Source organism: Ruegeria sp. CDSA077, from assembly GCF_059612265.1.
In genome coordinates this window covers 279,702-300,157 of sequence record NZ_JBXWQG010000001.1, presented here as the reverse complement: position 1 = coordinate 300,157, position 20,456 = coordinate 279,702, and the positions used below count along the sequence as shown (strand labels likewise).

Annotated in this window: 18 protein-coding genes; 10 read left to right on the top strand and 8 right to left on the bottom strand. The window is 57.2% G+C overall.

Translation table 11 applies throughout. From position 1 onward, the window contains the following. Nucleotides 1-28: 28 nt before the first annotated feature. Nucleotides 29-481, bottom strand: a complete 453-nt coding sequence (locus AC2FLE_RS01515) for a methyltransferase family protein (RefSeq protein ID WP_496694849.1) — start codon at nucleotides 479-481, stop codon at nucleotides 29-31. 183 nt (nucleotides 482-664) lie between these two features. Here AC2FLE_RS01515 and kynU point away from each other — a divergent pair, with 183 nt between their 5' ends. Continuing rightward, complete coding sequence (kynU, locus tag AC2FLE_RS01510) at nucleotides 665-1,858, top strand: kynureninase (RefSeq protein ID WP_496694848.1); 1,194 nt, start codon at nucleotides 665-667, stop codon at nucleotides 1,856-1,858. Here the strand turns inward: kynU and AC2FLE_RS01505 are convergent. Next, complete coding sequence (locus tag AC2FLE_RS01505; protein ID WP_496694847.1) at nucleotides 1,851-2,417, bottom strand: TetR/AcrR family transcriptional regulator; 567 nt, start codon at nucleotides 2,415-2,417, stop codon at nucleotides 1,851-1,853. The genes kynU and AC2FLE_RS01505 overlap by 8 nt on opposite strands. A 114-nt stretch (nucleotides 2,418-2,531) precedes the next feature. On the opposite strand from AC2FLE_RS01505, the gene AC2FLE_RS01500 reads away from it, so the two are divergent. Both AC2FLE_RS01500 and AC2FLE_RS01495 read left to right on the top strand, forming a co-directional pair. Beyond that, nucleotides 2,532-2,996 (top strand): (2Fe-2S)-binding protein, encoded by a 465-nt coding sequence (locus AC2FLE_RS01500; protein ID WP_496690871.1) that lies wholly within the window; start codon nucleotides 2,532-2,534, stop codon nucleotides 2,994-2,996. 3 nt (nucleotides 2,997-2,999) lie between these two features. Continuing rightward, nucleotides 3,000-5,240 carry a xanthine dehydrogenase family protein molybdopterin-binding subunit gene (locus AC2FLE_RS01495; protein ID WP_496694846.1) on the top strand — a complete coding sequence of 747 codons (2,241 nt, stop codon included), beginning with the start codon at nucleotides 3,000-3,002 and terminating at the stop codon, nucleotides 5,238-5,240. 42 nt (nucleotides 5,241-5,282) lie between these two features. Here AC2FLE_RS01495 and AC2FLE_RS01490 read toward each other — a convergent pair whose 3' ends face one another. From AC2FLE_RS01490 to AC2FLE_RS01480, 3 genes are all read right to left on the bottom strand, one after another. Continuing rightward, nucleotides 5,283-6,062, bottom strand: a complete 780-nt coding sequence (locus AC2FLE_RS01490) for a gamma-glutamyl-gamma-aminobutyrate hydrolase family protein (protein WP_496694845.1) — start codon at nucleotides 6,060-6,062, stop codon at nucleotides 5,283-5,285. 220 nt (nucleotides 6,063-6,282) lie between these two features. After that, the gene (locus AC2FLE_RS01485; protein ID WP_271950308.1) at nucleotides 6,283-6,708 is read right to left on the bottom strand and encodes a GlcG/HbpS family heme-binding protein; all 426 of its coding nucleotides are present in this window, start codon (nucleotides 6,706-6,708) and stop codon (nucleotides 6,283-6,285) included. A 25-nt stretch (nucleotides 6,709-6,733) separates the two neighbouring features. Then, nucleotides 6,734-8,866, bottom strand: a complete 2,133-nt coding sequence (locus AC2FLE_RS01480) for a malate synthase G (protein WP_496694844.1) — start codon at nucleotides 8,864-8,866, stop codon at nucleotides 6,734-6,736. Between the two features lie 219 nt (nucleotides 8,867-9,085). Between AC2FLE_RS01480 and pepN the strand changes: the two genes are divergently transcribed. From pepN to AC2FLE_RS01455, 5 genes are all read left to right on the top strand, one after another. Further along, nucleotides 9,086-11,695: an aminopeptidase N gene (gene pepN / locus AC2FLE_RS01475; protein WP_496694843.1), complete on the top strand. Its 2,610-nt coding sequence runs from the start codon at nucleotides 9,086-9,088 to the stop codon at nucleotides 11,693-11,695. Then, nucleotides 11,692-12,120: a hypothetical protein gene (locus AC2FLE_RS01470; RefSeq protein WP_496690875.1), complete on the top strand. Its 429-nt coding sequence runs from the start codon at nucleotides 11,692-11,694 to the stop codon at nucleotides 12,118-12,120. Before pepN ends, AC2FLE_RS01470 begins: the two co-directional genes overlap by 4 nt. 129 nt (nucleotides 12,121-12,249) lie before the next feature. Beyond that, nucleotides 12,250-13,509, top strand: coding sequence for a hypothetical protein (locus AC2FLE_RS01465; protein ID WP_496694842.1), 1,260 nt, complete (start codon nucleotides 12,250-12,252; stop codon nucleotides 13,507-13,509). Nucleotides 13,510-13,579: 70 nt separating this feature from the next. Continuing rightward, on the top strand, nucleotides 13,580-15,091 hold the full coding sequence (gene gatB / locus AC2FLE_RS01460) for an Asp-tRNA(Asn)/Glu-tRNA(Gln) amidotransferase subunit GatB (protein ID WP_271950243.1): 1,512 nt from the start codon (nucleotides 13,580-13,582) through the stop codon (nucleotides 15,089-15,091). Between the two features lie 182 nt (nucleotides 15,092-15,273). Beyond that, the gene (locus AC2FLE_RS01455) at nucleotides 15,274-15,705 is read left to right on the top strand and encodes a DUF4177 domain-containing protein (protein WP_281972785.1); all 432 of its coding nucleotides are present in this window, start codon (nucleotides 15,274-15,276) and stop codon (nucleotides 15,703-15,705) included. A gap of 52 nt (nucleotides 15,706-15,757) precedes the next feature. Here AC2FLE_RS01455 and AC2FLE_RS01450 read toward each other — a convergent pair whose 3' ends face one another. Together AC2FLE_RS01450 and AC2FLE_RS01445 are read right to left on the bottom strand one after the other, a co-directional pair. After that, on the bottom strand, nucleotides 15,758-16,819 hold the full coding sequence (locus tag AC2FLE_RS01450; RefSeq protein WP_496694841.1) for a glycosyltransferase family 4 protein: 1,062 nt from the start codon (nucleotides 16,817-16,819) through the stop codon (nucleotides 15,758-15,760). A 283-nt stretch (nucleotides 16,820-17,102) separates the two neighbouring features. Then, the gene (locus tag AC2FLE_RS01445; protein ID WP_142634975.1) at nucleotides 17,103-17,357 is read right to left on the bottom strand and encodes a BolA family protein; all 255 of its coding nucleotides are present in this window, start codon (nucleotides 17,355-17,357) and stop codon (nucleotides 17,103-17,105) included. A 107-nt stretch (nucleotides 17,358-17,464) separates the two neighbouring features. On the opposite strand from AC2FLE_RS01445, the gene AC2FLE_RS01440 reads away from it, so the two are divergent. Further along, on the top strand, nucleotides 17,465-18,091 hold the full coding sequence (locus AC2FLE_RS01440; RefSeq protein ID WP_496694840.1) for a J domain-containing protein: 627 nt from the start codon (nucleotides 17,465-17,467) through the stop codon (nucleotides 18,089-18,091). 5 nt (nucleotides 18,092-18,096) lie between these two features. Here AC2FLE_RS01440 and AC2FLE_RS01435 read toward each other — a convergent pair whose 3' ends face one another. After that, the gene (locus AC2FLE_RS01435; RefSeq protein WP_496694839.1) at nucleotides 18,097-18,984 is read right to left on the bottom strand and encodes a Hint domain-containing protein; all 888 of its coding nucleotides are present in this window, start codon (nucleotides 18,982-18,984) and stop codon (nucleotides 18,097-18,099) included. A gap of 450 nt (nucleotides 18,985-19,434) precedes the next feature. Between AC2FLE_RS01435 and cobS the strand changes: the two genes are divergently transcribed. Further along, nucleotides 19,435-20,418, top strand: coding sequence for a cobaltochelatase subunit CobS (gene cobS, locus AC2FLE_RS01430; protein WP_496690879.1), 984 nt, complete (start codon nucleotides 19,435-19,437; stop codon nucleotides 20,416-20,418). Nucleotides 20,419-20,456: the final 38 nt, after the last annotated feature.

Genomic DNA, 20,456 nt, shown 5'->3' with positions numbered 1-20,456 from the left:
TGTTACGTCGTGTAAAATCCCGTCCACCTCAGATCCAGCGGCGGGTTTGCTTTTCATATCTGGCGAAATCCGTGCGAAAGGCACGGCGCATACGGTTTTCTTCCGGCACAATAAACCTGCGTTCCAAAATCCAGACAAAAACAGGCATCAACACCAAGGACAGCACCGCGTCGAAACGCAGAATCAAGCCGGCCAGAATAAGTACATCACCAACGTAGATCGGATTGCGGCTGCGCTTGAAGATACCTGTTTGAACCAGACTCGATGGAGTTTCATGCGGCAGGACGGTCGTTCGATGCCGACGAAACTCGGCAATCGCCAGCACGACAAGAACGACGCCACCCCCGATCAGAAGGCCGCTGAGCAGGTCGGTAAACCCGCTGGCCAGCGACAGACCGAAGGACGCATAGGTCGCCTGCAGCCAGGCGAGAACAGCAAAGGCCGCCAACCAAGCGGGCGGAATGTCGAGTTTGCGCTTCATGCTTGTTCCTTTGATCCTGCGGTATGGATGTCGCATTTGTCGGGGTATGTACCGCTTTGCATCCACGAAAGCAAAACCACAGTTGGTCGCATCTGTGCATTTTCGGCCGAACGCGTAGACACGGCAGAACTGATCAGATAGCCCTTTAGTCAGACATTTGTCAGAATTCTGCACAGGACCTCCATGACTGATTTCGCTGCAACCAAAGCCATGTTCGATCTGCCGAATGGAACCATTTATCTGGACGGCAACTCGCTTGGCCCATTGCCACGTGCTGCCGCCGAGCGGGTGAGTGGAATGATGACACACGAATGGGGTCAAATGCTGATCACCGGTTGGAACAAGGCCGGGTGGATGGGACTTCCGACCGGGCTTGGCGACCGTATCGGGCGGTTGATCGGGGCGGAACCGGGTACCATCGTGACCGGCGATACCCTGTCGATCAAGGTCTATCAGGCTGTTGCCTCGGCGCTGGAGCTTTGCCCCGACCGCAAGGTTGTGCTGTCTGATAACGGCAATTTCCCTTCGGACCTTTATATGGTCGACGGTCTGCTGCGTTCACTCGGATCGGAATACGAATTACGGGTGGTCGCACCCGAGGATGTTGCCGAAAACATCACCAAAGACGTCGCGGTTCTGATGCTGACCGAGGTCGATTACCGGTCTGGCCGGATCCATGACATGAAGGCGCTGACGGAACAGGCCCATGCGAACGGCACAATAACCGTTTGGGATTTGGCCCATTCCGCAGGGGCGATCCCGGTTGAGCTGTCCAGTTGCAAAGCGGATTTTGCCGTTGGCTGCAGCTATAAGTATCTGAACGGAGGCCCTGGCGCGCCGGCGTTCATCTATGTGGCGCCCCGCCATGCCGATCGCGTGCGCCCTGCATTATCCGGGTGGCTGGGCCATGAAGCCCCGTTCACGTTCGATCTGGATTACCGCCCCGGACAGGGTATCGAGCGGATGCGTGTCGGCACACCTCCGATCATCCAGATGACCGCGCTGTCTGCGGCGATGGACATCTGGGACATGGCCAACATCAAAGACGTGCGCGCCAAGTCAATCGAACTGACCGAGCTGTTTATTTCGGGCGTCGAGGCCACCTGCCCTAACCTGAAACTGGCCAGCCCCCGCGACCCTGCGCAGCGTGGCAGTCAGGTCTCATTCCGTTTCGCCGATGGCTATGCCGCAATGCAGGCCTTGATCGCGCGCGGCGTGATCGGTGATTTCCGCGCCCCGGACATCATGCGCTTTGGGTTCACCCCGCTTTATATCGATGAGCAGGATGTAAAAGGCGCGGTGGACATTCTGGCCGACATCATGACCAACCGGTTATGGGACGCACCGGAATACAAAGTCAGACAGCGGGTTACCTGATTTCCAACGCTGCACCAATCATGGCGGCAAGGTTCGAGTTCATCCGGTCAAATTCTTGGAAATCCGTCGCGCTGATTTTGTTTCCCCGCAGCGCAGAGGCAATGGTCTCCGCAGTCCCTCTTGCGCCATCAAACAAACGGACACGATCATTCGACGCTTCTTTCTGTAGCCACCTGGTATATAAAGATTGCAGCCGGGCCTCGCCCTGCGTGATGATATCCGAGGCCAGCGACTTTCCTGCATCTAACAGTTCCATCCCGTGTGGAGAGGACATGATCTGAGCCATACCATCGGTCTGCACGTGGATTGCCTGGCCGATGATCTGCGAAACCGAGCCGTCTGCCTGCAGGGCTTTCGCAACGGCTTCGATCTTCTCCTCATAGTGCAACTCGGTGAGTCTGCGCAGGATCGCCTCTTTGTTGTCGAAATACAGATACAATGCCGGGCGCGAGATCCCCACGCCCTTTGCGATTTCATCCATCGACGTCTTTTTAAAGCCGTAAGCCGCGAATGCCTTACGCGCCGAATCCAGTATGGCAAGGCACTTTGCGTCTAGCACGAAATCTCTCATCTGAACCTTTTGACACTTTTCACTCAATTTGTCAGTTGACACTCTGACACTCACACCCATTTATGTCAGAACGTCACTAAATGCCAAGAGGGAGACGCAGCTATGACGGCCAGCTTAAAGATAAATGGGACGTCATATGAGGTCGATCTACCCGAGGATGTCCCCCTTTTATGGGTTCTGCGCGACGAGATCGGACTGACCGGCACCAAGTTTGGCTGCGGGGTTGCGGCATGCGGCGCCTGTACCGTTCATATAGACGGAGAAGCCGTGCGCTCTTGCCAGGTTGCCTTGTCCGATGTCTGGGGTGACGTCACCACAATCGAAGGTCTGGGCAGCCCGGACGCGATGGCCAAGATACAGCAGGCCTGGGTTGACCATCAGGTTGCGCAATGCGGTTATTGCCAGTCGGGTCAGGTCATGCAGGCCGCCGCGCTATTGGCCGAGAACCCCAGCCCCACGGATCAGGACATAGACGATGCGATGCAGGGCAATCTGTGCCGCTGCGGCACCTATCCCCGTATCCGTGCCGCGATCCATGACGCAGCCTCCAGACTGAAGGAGGCATAAGCGATGGCTTCCGTAGGAAAAATTCTTCGCCGCACGTTTCTTATCGGCTCAGCCGCCATTGTTGGCGGCGTCGCGTTTGGCGCCTATTATGTCAGCCGCCCGGCAGCCAACCCGCTGAAGCCTGGTGATGGGGAAACCGCGCTTAGCCCGTTCATCCTGATTGATCAGCAGGGCGTTACCCTGTTCGCGCCACGTGCCGAGATGGGACAGGGCGTAATGACCACTTGGGCAGCCCTGATTGCCGAAGAACTGGACGTCGAATTGGACGATATCCGGGTCCTTCACGGGCCTGCGGCAGCCGCCTATTACAACTCGGCCATTTTGGGTGAGAGCCTGCCGAACAAGGGATATGACATCTCGAATTTCCAGCACAATCTGGCACAGTCGCTGGGCGTTCTGGGCAAGGTTGTCAGTCTGCAGGTCACAGGCGGCTCGACCTCGATGCGCGATGGGTTCGAACGCATGCGGGAAGCCGGGGCAACAGCCCGGGAAACGCTGAAACAAGCAGCGGCTGATCGTCTGGGCGTGGAGCGTGACCAGTTGAAGACCGAAAACGGCGCCGTGATCGCGCCGGACGGGACGCGCATTCCCTATACCGAACTGGCTGAGGCCGCCGGGCAGATCGAACCCATGCAGGTCGAGCTGCGCGATCCCTCAGACTGGCGTTTGCTGGGACAGAACCTGCCGCGTGTCGATGTGGTCGGCAAATCCACGGGCACGGCCGAGTTTGGCATTGACGTGCGCCTCGAAGGTCTGAAATTCGCCTCGGTCCGGATGAACCCGAAACTGGGCGGTGCGATGAACGGCTTTGACGCCAGCGCTGCGGAATCCATGCCCGGCGTGGAAAAGGTGGTCGATCTGGGCAACGGCGTGGCCGTTATTGCCAATAACACCTGGCTGGCCATTCAAGCGGTTGAGGCCATAGACGTCGATTGGGCCGACGCCCCCTACCCGCCGGATACTGACGGTATATTCGCAAAAATTGCCGAGGCGTTTGACGACTCGCCAAATTCGACAATGCGCGACGATGGCGATGTTGAAACCTTGCCCGAAGGGGCCACCGAAATTACCGCTGAATATCAGGTACCCTATCTGGCGCATTCCACGATGGAGCCCATGAACGCCACCGCGCTGTTCACTGGTTCCAACCTCGAGCTGTGGTGTGGCAACCAGGCGCCGACCTTCCTTCTGACCCGCGCTGCAAACACGGCGAATCTGGATAAAGAAGCGGTCGAGATTCACACCACCTATCTTGGGGGCGGATTTGGTCGTCGCGGAGAACTGGATTTCATCGAAATCGCAACCAAAGTTGCCATGGCCATGCCCAACACTCCGGTCCAGACCACCTGGAGCCGTGAAGAGGACATGCGCCACGATTTCTACCGCCCCGGCGCGCTGGCGCGGATGCGCGGCGCGGTCAAAGACGGCAAGGCGGTTCTGATCGACGCGAAGGTTGCATCGCAATCCTGCACGCAACAGGCCGTGGAACGCATATCGGGCCTGCCCGGCGCAGGCCCCGACAAGGTCCTGGTCGAAGGTCTTTTTAACCAGCCCTATGCCGTGCCCAACTATCGCGTCAGCGGCCACATCGCCGATCTGGATGTACCTGTCGGGTTCTGGCGTTCGGTCGGCAATAGCCATAACGGGTTCTTCCACGAGACATTCATGGACGAGCTGGCCCTGGCTGCCGGTCGCGACCCGCTGGAGTTCCGTCTTGAGCTGGCCCAAAATGAGCACGCGCCTTCGGCAGCTGTCCTGCAAGCCGTCAAGGAAATGTCAGGTTGGACGGGTGAAACGCCTGCCGGTGTTGGTCGTGGCGTAGCAATGACCTACAGCTTTGGCACCCCGGTTGCGCAAGTGATCGAGGTGGTCGATGAGGACGGCACCATTCGCATCGCAAAAGCGTGGATTGCCTGTGATGTGGGTATTGCTTTGGATCCGGGAACGGTCGAGGCGCAGATGTTCGGTGGCATGATCTATGGCCTGTCAGCAGCCGTGATGGGTGAGATCACCTTCGCCGACGGTGAGGTCGAGCAATATAACTTCCCCGACTATGACGCGCTGCGGATGCATAATGCCCCGGTGACCGAGGTCCGCATTCTGGAAACCAATCGCCATCTGGGTGGTGTGGGTGAACCGGGCACGCCTCCGTCGATGCCAGCACTTGGCAACGCCCTGTTCGACCTTACCGGCAAGCGCGCACGCAGCTTGCCGTTGATCAATCAATTCAATCTGCTGGTTTGATAGCAAAGCGCCGGTCCCTTCAATCAGGGCTGGCGCAGGGACTCAGGCGGTTTGTTTAACCAATCCCGATCGCACTCCTGCGGACCAGTCGCGTGCCGCATCGCCAAACGCCTCAAAAAGCGGCCGCGAGACAGGGTCATTGACCGCGTCCCATTCCGGGTGCCATTGCACCGACAGGGTGAAACCGGGCGCGTCCTGCACATAAATCGCCTCGGGCGTGCCGTCTGGTGCAGCTCCGTCAATCACAATGCGATGTCCAACCGTTTTGATCCCCTGCCCGTGCAGCGTGTTGGTCATCACCTCGGCAGCGCCCATCAACCGATGAAACACGCCCCCCTCGGTCAGGTTGACCACATGGCGCAGGGCAAATTTTTCTTCCAGCGTGCCGTCGGGTGGCATCCGGTGGTTCATTCGCCCCGGCAAATTCCGGATTTCTGGATAAAGTGTTCCGCCCATGGCCACGTTAACTTCTTGAAAGCCGCGGCAGATGCCGAAAAAGGGCTGCCCCCTTTCGACACAGGCCCGCACCAAAGGTAACGTGATCGCATCGCGAGCCCGGTCGAAATCACCGTGCGCTTCGGTTGCGGGTTCGCCATATTCCTCGGGGTGTACGTTGGGGCGTCCTCCTGTCAGCAGGAAGCCATCACAGACTTGCAACAGTTCCTCAACACAGACATACCGCGGGTCGGCAGGGATCAGCATCGGCAAGCAACCCGAGACATTGGCCACCGCGTCCGAGTTCATGGTGCCGCCAGCATGAGTCGGATATTGATCGTTCATCAAATATGAATTGCCGATGATACCGACGACAGGTCGAGCCATTATTCTTTCCTAGTTCTATCCGCACGTTCCGGGAAAGGTATCGACAGGGTCACAGGCGCGCAATAGCACATAGCCTGTGTGTCAGCGCAAGTCTCTGTTCACCCCTGCACAACAAGGGGCCTGATCGGACCACCGCCGAATAGGCCCTATTCGCTTTGCGCGCCGCTTGTCCCTCGTAAAGATCGGAGAGCCTTTGCCGGCTCTCCGAGTTCACCAAAGGTCAAACTTCGCCAGTCAGCCCGGCCGCTTCGATCCCGGCCATGGCAGCGATGGCGTCGTTATCCGACGTGTCGCCGGTCACACCGACTGCGCCAATTACGGCACCTTTTCGGTCACGCAGCAGGACACCGCCCGGAACCGGCACGACCTGACCGCCATAAACACCGTTTACGGCGGCCATGAAATAGGCCTGTGCCTCGGCGCGTTGCATCTGGGCTGTGCCCGCCATCCCCAGCATGACCGAGCCGTAGGCCTTGCCCTGCGCAATCGCAAAACGACCAGGGGCAGCACCGTCTTCACGCTCAAACGCGATGACGTGGCCACCAGCATCAAGAACGATGACCGAGAGGGGTTTCAGCCCCAACTCGCGCCCTTTTTCAAGGGCTTTGCGGATAAGGGTACGGGCTTTGCGCAAAGAAATTACCATATTCGATCCAGTCATTTCTGTTGGGTTAAAGGCTGGCTTTCATCTCCAGACGGCGGGCGTGCAAGACAGGTTCAGTATAACCCGAGGGCTGAACACGGCCTTTGAAAACCAGATCACAGGCCGCCTGGAAGGCGATGCCGTCGAAACCGGGAGCCATTGGGCGATACGCCGGATCGTTATCATTCTGCCGATCGACCACTACGGCCATTTTCCGCATCGCGGCCATGACTTGCGCCTCATCGACAGTGCCATGATGCAGCCAGTTGGCCAAGGCCTGAGACGAAATCCGGCAGGTGGCACGGTCTTCCATCAGGCCAACATCATTGATGTCCGGCACTTTCGAACAGCCAACGCCTTGATCGACCCAGCGAACCACATAGCCCAGGATGCCTTGCGCGTTGTTTTCGATCTCACGCGCAATTTCATCATCGCTGAGATTGCGGCCGCCCAGCAAAGGCACGGTCAACAGATCATCCAGCGTACCACGTGCGCCACCGGCAGCCAGTTCGTCCTGGTGCTCTAGGACGTTGACCTTATGATAATGTGTTGCGTGCAGTGTCGCGGCAGTCGGCGACGGCACCCAGGCGCAAGTTGCGCCCGATTTCGGGTGACCGATCTTGGCGTCCAGCATGTCACCCATACGGTCTGGCATCGCCCACATGCCTTTGCCAATCTGTGCCTTGCCCTTCAAGCCACATGCCAGACCGATATCAACATTGCGATCTTCATAAGACGCAATCCACGGCGTGTTCTTTATGTCTCCCTTGGGCAGCATAGGTCCTGCCTCCATCGAAGTGTGGATTTCATCCCCGGTCCGGTCCAGAAAGCCGGTGTTGATGAAGGCCACGCGCGATTTGGCGGCGCGGATACATTCCTTGAGGTTCGCCGAGGTGCGGCGCTCTTCATCCATAATACCGAGCTTAACGGTATTCCGCGGCAGGCCAAGGATGTCTTCAACCATATCGAAAATTTCGACGGCAAAGGCAACCTCTTCAGGTCCGTGCATCTTGGGCTTTACCACGTAGACCGAACCAGTGACCGAGTTGCCGCCATCGCGCTGCAGGTCGTGCATCGCAATCAGAGTGGTGCACAGCGCGTCCATCAGACCTTCGCCGATCTCGCGCCCTTCGGCATCCAGAACGGCGGGGTTGGTCATCAGGTGCCCCACATTGCGGACCAGCATCAGCGACCGGCCCTTAAGAACACCAGCGCCACCGTCCGCCGCGGTAAAGGTCAGGTCATCGGACAGTTTGCGTGTAAAAGTCGTGCCGCCTTTGCTGACCTCTTCGGTCAGATCACCCTTCATCAGGCCCAGCCAGTTGCCATAGGCAACCACCTTGTCCTCGGCATCCACACAGGCGACTGAATCTTCGCAGTCCATAATCGTCGACAGCGCCGATTCAAGATGCACGTCAGCAATACCGGCCGGGTCGGTGGCGCCAATGGTGCTGGAAGCGTCAATCACGACTTTGACATGCAAACCGTTGTTCTTCAGCAGAACAAAGCCCGGGTTTTCAGCAGCACCGCCAAAACCCACAAACTGCGCTGCATCTGCCAGCGCGGGCACCAGAACCCCATTTTCAACGCGCAGTTCTGACATTTCAGCCCACGATCCGCTGGCCAGCGGGGCGGCATCGTCCAGAAACCCTTTGGCCCAAGCAATCACACGTGCTCCGCGCGCATCGTCATAACCACCACCGACGGGAAGGTCGCCCATCGCGTCGGTGCCATAAAGCGCGTCATACAAGCTGCCCCAGCGCGCATTCGCAGCGTTCAGTGCAAAACGCGCATTGGTAATAGGAACCACCAGCTGAGGACCGGGAATCAACGCGATCTCGGGATCGACATTGTCGGTTTCGATCTGAAAATCACCGCCTTCAGCCACCAAATAGCCGATCTCGCGCAGGAAATCCTGATAGGCGACAGCATTATGCGGCTGGCCATTGTTTTCCAGATGCCAGGCATCGACGCGCCCCTGGATATCGGCCCGCTTTGCCAAAAGTGTACGGTTCTTTGGGCCCAACTCGTGAACCATTTGCGCAAGCCCGTTCCAGAAGGTGTCAGCCGCAACGCCTGTTCCAGACAGAGCATGCCCTTCTATGAATTCGGTCAGAATCCCGTCGACCTTGAGTCCGCTCCGCATCTGTCTGCTGCTCATGCCACATTCCCTCGTATGTACGCCGTTGTATACAGGCCCCAATTAGGGCGGATATTTCCGATAGGCAACATGTCTTGGTCAGTTTGGGTCTTTGGTCGTCAGGCCACTTCGACATCGACAGATGCTTATCGCCTATTGAGCAAGCTTACTTGCACCGCTTGCAGCCCATCGCAGCAACCCATAACGTCGCGCCTGATACCAACCCATTCGAGGCCACCGATGCGCGACGCAGCCCCCACGACGATCTATCTGAAAGACTACACTCCGTTTGGTTATCTGGTGGACAGCGTACATCTGACCTTTGATCTGGCCCCAAATGCGACCCGAGTGACTTCGCGCATCGCCTTCCGGCCCAATCCTGATGCCTCAGACCGTCAGTTTTTCCTGCATGGTGAGCAACTGAAACTGATCCGTGCTACTGTTGACGGGGTTGAGATCACTCCAGACGTCACAGAGACCGGCCTGACAGCGGTTGTCCCCGACGCGGCATTTGTCTGGGAAGCCGAGGTCGAAATCGACCCAGGCAACAACACTGCGCTTGAGGGGCTCTACATGTCGAACGGCATGTATTGCACCCAATGCGAGGCCGAGGGGTTTCGCAAGATCACCTTCTATCCCGACCGACCCGACGTGATGTCGATCTTCACCGTACGCATTAATGGCGCGTTGCCGGTTCTGCTGTCGAACGGCAACCCGACCGGCAAGGGGGATGGTTGGGCCGAATGGAATGACCCCTGGCCCAAACCCGCCTATCTGTTCGCCCTTGTCGCAGGCGACCTGATTACACATCCCGGTCAGTTCACAACCAAATCGGGCCGCGAGGTTGAACTGAACCTGTGGGTGCGCCCCGGTGATGAGGGAAAATGCGCCTTCGGTATGGAGGCGCTGAAGAAGTCGATGAAATGGGACGAGGACGTCTATGGCCGCGAATACGACTTGGATGTCTTTAACATCGTCGCCGTCGATGATTTCAACATGGGGGCGATGGAAAACAAGGGTCTGAACATTTTCAACTCGTCCGCCGTGCTGGCCAGCCCTGAGACATCCACCGATATGAATTTCGAACGGATCGAGGCGATCATCGCGCATGAGTATTTCCACAACTGGACTGGCAACCGCATCACCTGCCGCGACTGGTTTCAGCTGTGCTTGAAAGAGGGTCTGACAGTGTACCGCGATGCGCAGTTCACCTCGGACATGCGCTCGGCCCCGGTCAAACGTATCCACGATGCCATCGACCTGCGGGCGCGCCAGTTCGCCGAGGATAACGGCCCGCTTTCACATCCGGTGAGGCCAGAGAGCTTTCAGGAGATCAACAACTTCTACACCGCGACGGTCTACGAAAAAGGCGCCGAGGTGATCGGCATGCTGAAACGTCTGGTAGGTGACGAGGCCTATGCGCAGGCGCTGGAGCTGTATTTTGATCGGCATGACGGTCAGGCCTGCACCATCGAGGACTGGATCAAGGTGTTTGAAGACACCACAGATCGCGACCTGACCCAGTTCAAACGCTGGTACAGCCAGTCTGGCACCCCGCGTGTATCGGTGACCGAAGATTGGACTGATGGCATCTACACCTTGACGCTGAAACAGCGCACCGACCCGACCCCCGGACAGTCAGAAAAACTGCCGCAGGTTATCCCCGTTGCGGTCGGGCTGATCGGTGCGAACGGGGATGAAACCATGCCCACAACCATTCTGGAGTTCACGCAGGAAATCCAAAGCTTTGCTTTCGAATACACAGTAGAAGGCTGGCGTTTGCAGGGTTGCGAAGGACCGGAACGCGTGTCCGGTGCCAATCCGCCCAAACCCACGGCCTCAATCCTGCGCGATTTCTCGGCCCCCGTGATTCTGGAACATGACCAGAGCAGCGCTGAGCGAGCCTTTTTGCTGGCTCATGACAGCGACCCGTTCAACCGCTGGCAAGCAGGGCGATCTTTAGCCGAAGACACGCTGATCAAGATGATCTTGACGGATGCGGCACCGGAAACGGATTATCTCGATGGCATCCTCGCCGTATTGCGCGACAGCGATCTTGACCCGTCTTATCGCGCCTTGATGCTGGGGTTGCCGTCCCAATCTGAACTTGCTGCGATGATGCATGAACAGGGTGTCACGCCCGACCCGATGGCCATTTGGACCGCTGTTGAAACGCTGCGGCAGGTAACGGCCCAGCACGTTCAGGATCTGCTGCCTCGCCTGCACAGCGAGACCAGCATCGAAGCCGCCTTTAGCCCGGAAGCAGAACAAGCCGGCCAGCGGGCTCTGGGTGGGGCCGCACTGGCGTTGACCTCACGGCTGGACGGGGGTGCAAAAGCGGCCGAGGATTATCAGCGCGCCGATAACATGACCCTTCAGCTTTCGGCTTTGTCCTGCCTGTTGCGTGCGGGCAAAGGGGAACAGGAACTGAACGCGTTTTATGACCGGTGGCAAGATGACCGGCTGGTGATGGACAAATGGTTCGGCCTGCAGGTGGCGATGTCAGCCCCGGCAGAGACAGCAGATATCGTAAGCCACCTGACCGGGCACCCGGATTTCAACTGGAGGAACCCGAACCGTTTCCGGGCTGTTCTGGGGGCGTTGGCGACGAATCACGCCGGTTTCCACCGTGCTGATGGAGCTGGTTATTCTCTGCTGGCGGACTGGCTGATCAAACTGGATCCGGTCAATCCGCAGACCACGGCGCGGATGTGTTCGGCATTCCAGACGTGGAAGCGCTATGACGCAGATCGCCAGGCCCTTATCCGCACCCAGCTGACCCGCATCGCCGAAACGCCAGACCTTTCACGGGACACGACCGAAATGGTGACGCGCATCCTGAACGCATGACCCCCTATTCCTATACACGGCATAACAGGTCACCGCAGGTCATCGCCATTCTGCTGTCGGTCTATTCCGCGCTGGCTGTGTTGGTCATCGCCTTTGATGCCGTCTGGTGGCTGATTGGCCTGCTGGCCCTGTTCACCCTGCCCGCATTATGGGACTTTGCACAAAACACCCGTTCGGGGCTCCGGCTGGATCAGGATGGGCTGCGGTGGTTCTCGGGGCGGCGCGAGGCTGGCGTAAGATTGAGCGAAATCGACCATGTGCGTCTGGATACACGCTGGGATTTCTCGGTGCGCATGTCGCTGGTGCTGACCTCGGAAAAGCGGATTCGCCTGCCCGATGAGTCGACCCCTCCGCATAAGGAACTCGAGTCCCGCCTGAAAGAGGCTGGTCTAAAGGTTGAACGGCATCATTTCGGCCCATTTTGAAACGATCCCGAGCCTCAGGGCGCATTGACCGGAACAAAGCGACAATAAGACGGTTGTAGCTTGAATTTGAGCCAAATAGAGGCCAGTCTCTAAAGCTAGGTTACGATTTTTTTTGTTTCGAGTGTAAGCATGTTCCGGTTTCTGATGGCCCAAAAGGCCCGCGTTCCACATCCATCCTTGAAAATTGCGTCAGATTTCGACGCCGCCGATGCAGTGCTGGCCGCTGCTCTGCCAGATCAGGGTTCGGTAAATATCCCCGTCGCAAATGTCTCGGCCGATGAACTGATCGGTCAGGACGTCATCGAACTTGGCCGCGATCTGGCCCGCCAGGATCGGTGGGCAGACCTTTCTGCAAAGATGCGTGCCGCCGATGACGCGCGCAAAACTGCGCCCGATGGGATGCCAATCGCGGATTTGCTGGCATTCGGCGCTCGGTCCGATGTGGTGCTGGCGGTCGAACACGCTCTGTCCGATTATCGGGCATTGTCAGACTATGATCTTCTTGGCGGAATTTCTGAGCTTGAGGATGAAATGCGGGCGCATGAGGATGATCCGATGATCGCCCTTGTTGTGGCTATGGCGCATATTGACCTGGCCTGGGCGTGGCGCGGCACTGCGACAAACGCAGTTCTTCCCCCCTTGCACCGGTCTCGCTGCACCGCCCATTTCGACCGCGCGGCCGATATCCTGCCAAAATGCCGCGAAGCCGCGCCCAACAATGCGCTGGTTGCGGCTGTTGGCTGTGCTCTGCTGGCAGGTCAGCGCAAGTCCAATCTGCGCGTGGCTGATCAGTATGAACAGTTGATTACGCTGGACCCGCATAACCAACGCCATATGCGTGCAATGGGCACCCATTTGCTGCCACGCTGGTTCGGCAGCTATGAAGAGCTTGAGGTTCAGGCCCTGCGCAATGCAGCCCGTACCCATGACCTTTGGGGCGCCGGTGGCTACACGTGGGTCCAGTTTGATGCCATCGCCCTGGACGACGAAGCCTGCGCACGACTGGATATCGAATATTTCCTGCAGGGTTTGCACGATATACTGCGCAACCGCCCCGACCAGCAGATGGTCAATATGCTAGCTGCCTATTGTGCGATAACCATCCAGAACGGCCTTGGGGGGAATGAAAAGGCCGACGCGGTGCGCGCTCAGATCCACGACGCGGCCAACTGGCTGATCCGTGATCACCTGACCGAACTGCATCCGCTGATCTGGGCCCATGCGGCACAAGGGTTCAATAACTCGGTCCGCATCAACTCGCCCGAACGGTTTGCAGCCCGCGGGCACCGCGATGCGTTGCGGGCAATCGGCGACCTGTTTCGCGAGGAACTGCGCAGCGGCATGGATGTGACCTTTACTCCGACAGGGTTGCACCTGTCCGGACACTGATTCCCCCTTGCCCCTTTGGCGCGCCGGGCCTAATACGCAGGCTTAGACTTCTGCGGAAATGAGGCGCGCCATGCTCGACCTGACATACGAAATGCCTAAGCCCAAAACCATTGCCGGGGCCAAGCACGATTGGGAACTGGTAATCGGGATGGAGGTGCATGCGCAGGTCTCGTCCAATGCCAAGCTGTTCTCTGGCGCGTCGACCCAATTCGGGGCCGAGCCGAACTCGAACGTGGCCTTTGTGGACGCGGCAATGCCGGGGATGCTGCCGGTGATCAACGAATATTGCGTCGAACAGGCCGTGCGTACTGGATTGGGCCTGAAAGCCGATATCAACCTGAAATCGGCTTTTGACCGCAAGAATTATTTCTACCCCGACCTTCCGCAGGGTTATCAGATTTCCCAGCTTTATCAGCCTATTGTCGGCGAAGGTGAAGTTTTGGTCGAGATGGGCGACGGCACCGCGCGCATGGTGCGGATCGAACGCATCCACATGGAACAGGACGCGGGTAAGTCGATCCACGACATGGACCCGCATATGTCCTTCGTCGACCTGAACCGAACCGGTGTTTGCCTGATGGAGATCGTCAGCCGCCCCGACATTCGCGGCCCGGAAGAGGCCGCCGCCTATATCGCCAAGTTGCGTCAGATCCTGCGCTATCTGGGCACCTGTGATGGCAACATGCAGAACGGCAATTTGCGGGCAGACGTGAACGTCTCGATCTGTTTGCCGGGGGCCTATGAAAAGTATCAGGAAACACAGGATTTCTCGCATCTGGGCACCCGTTGTGAGATCAAGAACATGAACTCGATGCGCTTCATCCAGCAAGCCATTGAGGTCGAGGCCCGTCGCCAGATCGCCATCGTCGAAGGTGGTGGCAAGGTCGATCAGGAAACCCGCCTGTATGACCCGGACAAGGGCGAGACGCGTTCGATGCGGTCCAAGGAAGAAGCGCATGACTATCGCTACTTCCCTGACCCTGACCTGCTGCCGCTAGAGATCGAGCAGGCCTGGGTTGACGACATCGCCGCCAACCTTCCCGAGCTGCCTGACGATAAAAAAGCGCGTTTTATCAGCACGTTCGGACTGACGGACTATGACGCATCGGTGCTGACTGCTGATGTTGAATCGGCTGCCTATTTCGAAGAGGTCGCGCAGGGTCGCAATGGCAAACTGGCTGCAAACTGGGTCATTAACGAACTGTTTGGCCGCCTGAAAAAGGAAGATCACGAGATCACCGACTCGCCGGTTTCACCTGCACAGCTTGGCGGCATCATCGACCTGATTTCCTCGGACGCGATCTCGGGCAAGATCGCCAAGGACCTGTTCGAAATCGTCTATACCGAAGGCGGAGATCCGGCGCAGATCGTCGAAGACCGCGGCATGAAGCAGGTGACGGACACGGGCGCGATCGAGGCCGCTTTGGACGAGATCATCGCCGCCAATCCGGCACAGGTCGAGAAGGCCAAGGTAAACCCGAAACTGGCCGGCTGGTTCGTTGGTCAGGTAATGAAGGCGACTGGCGGCAAGGCCAATCCCAAGGCCGTTAACGAGCTGATTGCCAAGAAACTGGGATCGTAGATCTTTCGGTTTTACTGATTTCGGCGGCGGGACTTTAGCCTTTGCGCAAAGTCCCGCCGCTTGTCATTTGTAGCACCAGGCCCGCACCAGCAGATGTGCCGGAATTCGCCCGCTGCGCTATGATGACTTTCCCATTGTGATCAACCTGCTAGATTACCCGGAACTTACAGGTAGGAATTCCGATGCCCCGCTACGAATACAAAGTTGTCCCTTCCCCCCAAAAGTCTGCCAAGACCAAGGGTGAAAAGTCAGCCGAGGGACGTTTCGCTGCTTCTATTGAACAAGTGCTAAACCAGATGGGGCAGGATGGCTGGGAATATCAACGCGCCGAGTTGTTGCCCAGCGAGGAACGCTCCGGCCTGACCGGCAGCACCGTGAACTGGCGCAATGTGCTGATATTCCGCCGTGAAATTGATGTGCCTGTTGCCCCGACACCTGGCCCGACCGAAACAAAGGATGGCGTTGCTCTTGCTCAACCTGTTCCTGGTCCCGATACCGTTCAGGCCCCGGCCCCCATTGCGGAACAGGCCAAAGAGCCGCCTTTGTCGCTGAAAGGTGCTGAAACAGAAAAATCGGAAGACGAAACTGCAGAGACTGAAGGTCAAAAAACCTGATTGCCCTTACCGGGTCTGTCAAAAACAGCTGTCAGGAGTAGCGTTTTGAATCTCAGCTCGTGACGTCGCGAATTAGCGTGTCCCATTGGGCAAAGACCTGATCTGGGGACAGATCGGCCTTTAGCGTAGGTGACACCTTGGACATCTGCGCCCTGAGGTCGGGTTCATGGATCAGCTTCAGCACTGCCTGTTCCAAACCACTGACATCGTTGACGGGAACCAGATATCCGTTCCGTCCGTTTTGAATGAACTCTGACGGACCGTAATCGCAATCGAAAGACACGACCGGTATCCCGCTGACCGCCGCCTCAGCGACGACATTGTGAAACCCTTCGAACCGCGAGGTCGCTACCAGAATGTCCGCGCGCTGCGCCCATTCCCCGACCTCGATCGTATTGCCCGGCAGCCGAGCAACCGACTGTAGCCCCAGATCATCGCGCAGTTTCTGCAGATTTTCCCGCTCGCTGCCCTCACCATAGATAATCAGCCTGGTATCTGGAGCTTGGGAATGAATGCGCTGCATCGCCTGCAGCAACATGTCGAACCCCTTTTGCCGAACGAGGCGGCCAACCGCGACCAGCTGCACACCCTGCCTCGTGCCAGAGGATTCAACTCGCTCAAAGGGGAGGATCGGGTTCGGAATAACCATCCCCTTCTTGCGCAAAGTGAAGGGAAGATCCGCCAATCCGCGATGTGTCAGCCCGACAACCTTTGCTGCCTTTATCCCCGCAATCCCCTGAAGCGGTGCCCAAAGGGGATGTGCGTCCTGTCGCAGCGGATTATTGCGTTCAGAAATGATAACGGGAATCCCGGTTCCAACGCTTGCCAGAAGAGTCTGAACATTCACCTTGGTCAGGAATGAGATTACAACGTCCGGTCGAAATTTCTTTATGACAGAGCGGATATGCGTAATACGTGACGCCTGTCCCGTTGCCTTTTCTGCAACGCTGAGTTCAACATCGAGATGCATCGGGAAATAGGGACCATCGGTCGGCATCTGAAAACCGGTAACGTGAACAGCACAACCGCGCCGGGCAAAATGCCCTGAAACCATGGCGATTACTTTCTCTGCCCCCCCAGGCCCAAATCCAGCCTGCACAAAAAGAACTCTCAAAACCAAATACCTGAAAAACATCCCGTCAATGGAGGGTAGATTAGGGCCCGCGTTCGAGCAACTGTTATGCATGGAATGTTTTCACATTCAGGCTGAATTTCCTGATTTGTTGCAATCAGTGCAAGAAACCGGTCGAAATCACCAAAACACCGAAAAATTACCGGCCGGCTTTCACCTATCCAACCCGCGACCCTGTGCCAATCTCTGAACGATCACGGCAAAACCCGCGAATTGTCTTCGCTGCAGGGGTGCGACCGTTCCGGGCCGCGTTACAAAAGCCTGCCTAAACACCGATATCCAATGCCAGAGCATGGATCCGCGGCACGATATCTCCAAGCGCCTTGTGCACTGCGCGGTGGCGGGCAACGCGAGATTGCCCCTCGAATGCAGCCGCGCGGATTCGGATGTTGAAATGGCTTTCACCACCTTCTTGGAATCCGGCATGCCCGCGGTGGCTTTCGCTGTCGTCAACAATTTCAAGCTCATGTGGATCAAACGCCGATTGCAGGCGGCTTCGCATTTCTTCGGTCACGGTCATTTTTACGCTCAGCGGCAAAAATATTACCGCCCCCCTCTTCTACTTTCGGCTGCTTAGACTAAACTGCTGCCTCCGAGTCGAGAAGATGCGTTCTTAAGGATCATAGCATGACGAAATCAGACCCATTTGGATTCGATATGTCCGTCTCCAGCGCGAAGAAAAAAAACCCGCGTGGACGGCGTGGTATGTCTGGCGCGTCTGAAACTTCGGTGCGAATCTGTGACCATGAGGGCTGTGAAGAGCCTGGTAAATTTCGGGCCCCGAAAGCACCGGATGTTTTGGATGATTTCTTCTGGTTCTGCCAGCAGCATGTGCGCGAGTATAACCAGAAATGGAATTTCTTCGACGGCACGACCGAGGCCGAAATGAATGCTCAACAGTCTAAGGACAAAGTCTGGGAGCGTGAAACCAAACCCTTGGGCGATCCCGAGGCACGTGCCTGGGCCCGTTTGGGAATCGAAGACCCGCACCAGGTGCTGGGCGCGAACAGTACCCAGAACAAAGGGCGCACTACAGGCGGAGGCGGCCGCCGCCTGCCCCCGACCGAACGTCGCGCTATCGAGATTCTGGAAGCCAATGACAGCTGGTCCAAGGCCGAAATCCGAAAGACCTATAAAAAGCTGATCAAGGTGTTGCACCCCGATATGAACGGCGGCGACCGCTCGCAGGAAGAGCAGCTGCAAGAGGTTGTCTGGGCCTGGGACCAGATCAAAGACAGCCGGAACTTTAAATAGGCGTTTTAATTGCTGGCCATACCCTGCAGCGCCAGCACTTCGGGGCGTTTCAAGCAACGTAACCGCGTTCGAGGAACCGACGCCTCAGCACACAGTTCAGGGAATAGCGCGCGCAATTCGTCGACGTCTTCGCGGTGAAAGGATTGCAGCGCCCTGTCGCCCAGAAACAGGCTTTCGCTGCGCACGCCATTGGATGTCAAAATCTCGTGCCGTTCGCAGGCAATGTGAAAATATTCTACCGGCTTATCGGGCGACACTTGATAGACCGCATCGCCATTGACCAAATGGATGGCAGCCGAAAAAACCTTTGCTTCGCCAAACAATAACTCGGCCCGCCAGCCTTCCAGCACGATCCGATGCTGAGGCGACACGTACAAATCCTGATCCGGCACCCCTTTGCCCAGGGCATTTCTCCGGATGCAGACAGGTCTGAACTTTGGCCTGCTGTGCAAAGCCATAGTGCTAAGAGCCCTTTTGCCGATCCAGACAATAGGCGTTGCCCCGCCATTCGAGACGAGCACCCTGTCGCCAACAACCAATTTCTCGACCGGGACCGGTCCGTTGTCGGTATCAATCAAAGTCCCGGAAACAAAACAGGGTGGGTCTGTTGGATCAAGATCCGAGGTCGTGATCTTCCAGTTCCCCAATGTCATCGGGCCCGTCGGGTTCGCCGTGTCCCAGGCATAAACCTGGCCGCCCACCCGAATGAACTCGCCAGATTCCCCTGTTCCACGGTAATTGCCTTGGCCAAGATATGTGTAGGTCTGGAACGTTGCCCCACCGTCGAACGAGATCGTAGAGCCAGAGATAATGGCAGGAACGGTCGTGTCCTGAACGATCAGGTCTCCGCGGCCAGTGCTGTTGACAGTATGAAGAAGGGCATCAAAAGCCATTGGTCAGGCCCAGGATGCTGACGACCGAATGCGCCAACAAATGACCATGGAAAGTACAGAACTGAAAGCAGACTGAACCAAGCTTCTCATAAACTACCTCACTCGGAACCCATCAAAACTCACTAATATGTTCAGTCTAAAACACAGTTACCCCCAAACTAAGTGATATTTTCATATTTGAATGCATATTGTTGCCTGCTGGCCAACAATATCGCCTGATGTAAAAGTGCAATTTCACCAAGACCATCTCCTTATGTGTAAACCGATTGGGCACTGTGCCTTTATCTGAAACGAACGGAGGCGGTATGCCGAGTGCGTCAATACGAATGAAACTGCGCCTCAGTCTTTTAGCCTCGCCGCTTCCCCTTGCCCTTACCCGCAATATGTTGCACCACACACGGGTTCAGAAGCCCGCGCGGGGGCCGCGGTATCAGGATAAGGACGACAGGCATGGATTGGCCGATTGACGCAAACGCAAAACCAACAGAAGAGATTTCGGTCCGAGATGTGTTCGGCATCGATTCTGACATGCAGGTCAAACGCTTTTACGAACAGACAGAACGGGTTCCCGAGATCGACCCGACATATAAGTTCGACCCAGATACGACGCTGGCAATCCTCGCAGGGTTTACCCATAACCGCCGCGTGATGATTCAGGGTTATCACGGCACCGGTAAATCGACCCATATCGAACAGGTTGCCGCACGCCTGAATTGGCCGGCTGTGCGTGTGAATCTCGACAGCCATATCAGCCGGATCGACCTGATCGGCAAGGACGCGATCAAACTGCGCGACGGCAAGCAGGTTACGGATTTCCACGAAGGAATTCTGCCCTGGGCTCTGCGTAACCCTGTTGCGATCGTCTTTGACGAATACGATGCCGGGCGCGCAGACGTGATGTTTGTGATCCAGCGCGTTCTGGAAACCAATGGCAGCCTGACCCTGCTGGACCAGAACGAGATTCTGACCCCGCACAAGTATTTCCGCCTGTTTGCCACCGCCAATACTGTTGGCCTGGGTGACACAACCGGCCTGTATCACGGCACACAACAGATCAACCAAGCCCAGATGGACCGTTGGTCTCTGGTCGCGACGCTGAACTACCTTAGCCATGACGCAGAAACGATGATCGTTCTGTCCAAAGCGCCGCACTACAACACTGCCGAGGGCCGCAAGATCGTCGCTCAGATGGTCACCGTTGCCGATCTGACTCGGACCGCCTTCATGAACGGTGATCTTTCGACCGTGATGAGCCCCCGAACGGTAATCAACTGGGCCCAAAACGCCGAGATTTTCCGCAATGTCGGCTATGCTTTCCGCCTATCCTTTCTGAACAAATGCGACGAGCTGGAGCGCCAGACAGTGGCCGAGTTCTATCAGCGGTGTTTTGACGAGGAACTCCCGGAAAGCGCTGCAAGCACCAGCTTGGGATAACAAATTATACGGAATTTCCGGGGGCTTGTGCGTGGCAC